At 73.2% G+C, this 2,406-nt stretch carries 2 protein-coding genes; both read left to right on the top strand.

The window, feature by feature from the left end:
* Positions 1-261: 261 nt before the first annotated feature.
* Positions 262-465, top strand: a complete 204-nt coding sequence (locus tag ACFUEL_RS38600) for a cold-shock protein (protein ID WP_380242719.1) — start codon at positions 262-264, stop codon at positions 463-465.
* A 185-nt stretch (positions 466-650) separates the two neighbouring features.
* A partial coding sequence (locus ACFUEL_RS38595; RefSeq protein ID WP_380242718.1) for a DEAD/DEAH box helicase occupies positions 651-2,406 on the top strand: 1,756 nt, incomplete at its 3' end.

Genomic DNA, 2,406 nt, shown 5'->3' with positions numbered 1-2,406 from the left:
GTCCGAGAGGACCGCATGCCCCCTTCGTGCTGCCGCGAAACACGGTGTGACCAGCGCAACCATTGCCGCCATTGACGAGGCCCGACGTGCTATTGTCGAAGCAGTTGCAGTATTGGTTCCCATGAACGTGTGTGTGCGCCTGCTGGTTCCAACCGACAGGCGCATTTGTTTTGTCCGGTGTTTAGTCTCCGGATGGGGATCGCGGCTACGTGGGGCGCACGAGGTGTGCGTCCCAATGCCCCAGTGAAAGTGGAGACGGTTATGGCTACCGGCACCGTGAAGTGGTTCAACAGCGAAAAGGGCTACGGCTTCATCGAGCAGGACGGCGGCGGCGCCGACGTCTTCGCTCACTACTCGAACATCCAGTCGACCGGCTTCCGTGAGCTGATCGAGGGCCAGAAGGTCGAGTTCGACGTCACGCAGGGCCAGAAGGGCCCGCAGGCGGAGAACATCCGCGCCATCTGAGTCCCGGCTCACGCCGACTCCTAGATGTTGCAGGCGAGGGCCCGTACCTCCACAGGGTACGGGCCCTCGTCCATGCCGCCCGACGGCCGGGGCGGCCCCCACTCCCTTTCCGGCGGCCGATTCAACGCTCAGCCCCGTCGTGCCCGTGCACACCGGCTGACGGCCTCTCAGGAAGTGGAACACGCATGCCCGAACAGTCCCGTCCCCGTACCGAGCAGTCCTCCCGTACCGGGCGCTCCCGCGCCGAGCAGCCCCGCGGCGAGCAGAACCGCGCCGACCAGCCCCGCGGGGACAAGCCGCGCGGCCGCGGCGGCCGTCCCCGCACCGGCGCCGCCGGGGCGCCGCGCTCCGAGCAGCCGCGCCGTCCGCGCCGCAGTGCCTCCGCCGCGCCCGCGGTCGCCGAGGACTTCACGCCCGTGCAGGGCACCCCGTCCCGGCCGCCGGCGGCGAGCTTCGCCGAGCTGGAGCTGTCCGCCGGGCTGCTGAAGGAGCTCGGCGCGCAGGGCGTCACCGAGCCGTTCCCGATCCAGGCCGCCACGCTGCCGGACGCGCTGGCCGGGCGCGACGTGCTCGGCCGGGGCCGCACCGGCTCCGGCAAGACCCTGGCCTTCGGCCTGCCGCTGCTGGTGCGCACCGCGGGCAAGCGGGCCTCCGCCAGGCGGCCGCTGGCCCTGGTGCTGGTGCCCACCCGCGAGCTGGCCCAGCAGGTCACCGAGGCGCTCGCCCCGTACGCCGGGGTGCTGAACCTGCGGATCACCACCGTGGTCGGCGGCATGTCGATCACCCGGCAGTCCAACCAGGTCCGGCGCGGCACCGAGGTGCTGGTGGCCACCCCCGGCCGGCTGGACGACCTGATCCAGCGCGGGGACGTGTTCCTGGAGGACGTGGCGATCACCGTCCTCGACGAGGCCGACCAGATGGCCGACATGGGCTTCCTGCCGCAGGTCGTCAAGCTGCTGGAGCAGGTCGCCGAGGGCGGGCAGCGGATGCTGTTCTCCGCCACCCTGGACCGCAACGTGGACCGGCTGGTCAACCGTTTCCTCACCGACCCGGTCACCCACTCGGTGGACCCGTCGGCCGGGGCGGTCACCACCATGGACCACCACCTGCTCCAGCTCGACCCCGCCGACAAGGCCGAGACCACCGCCCGGATCGCCTCCCGCGACGGCCGGGTGATCATGTTCGTGCACACCAAGCACGGCGCGGACCGGCTCGCCAAGCAGCTGCGCGCCAACGGCGTGGTGGCCGCCGCGCTGCACGGCGGCAAGTCGCAGCCGCAGCGCAACCGGGTCCTCGACCAGTTCCGCGAGGGCGAGGTCACCGCGCTGATCGCGACCAACGTGGCCGCCCGCGGCATCCACATCGACGGCCTCGACCTGGTCGTCAACGTCGACCCGCCGATCGACCACAAGGACTACCTGCACCGCGGCGGCCGCACCGCCCGGGCCGGCGAGTCCGGCACCGTCGTCACCCTGGTGCTGCCCGAGCAGCGCCGCGAGGTCAACCGGCTGATGAGCATCGCCGGGATCCGGCCGACCGTCACCAAGGTCCGCCCCGAGGACGGCGACCTCAAGCGCATCACCGGCGCCCGCACCCCGTCCGGCGTGGCCGTGACCCTGCCGGTGCCGGCGACGGCGGCCGCCCCCGCCCAGGAGAAGCCGGCGGCGGCGAACGGCGAGGGCACCGGCGGGCGCGGGCGCGGCCGCGGGCGCGGCGGGGCCAAGCCGGTGGACGGCGAGGCGCGCCGCCGCCCGGCCAAGCGGGCCGACGCGGGCCTGCCCAAGGACGTCGACATGAGCGGCAACCCGCGCCGCCCCCGCCCCAAGCAGCGCCCCGGCGGCGGGAGTTCGCAGATGGCGGCGGGCTTCATCGGCAAGAGCTCCGGCCGGGCGAAGCCGGGCTCCGGCACGAAGAGCGGCTCCAACTACGGCACCGGCCGCC

Origin of the sequence: Kitasatospora sp. NPDC057198 (assembly GCF_042670125.1) — a bacterium.
In the GTDB taxonomy this organism is placed as follows: domain Bacteria; phylum Actinomycetota; class Actinomycetes; order Streptomycetales; family Streptomycetaceae; genus Kitasatospora.
The sequence above is the reverse complement of the archived record's forward strand: the minus strand, read 5'-3'. Positions and strand labels throughout refer to the sequence as shown.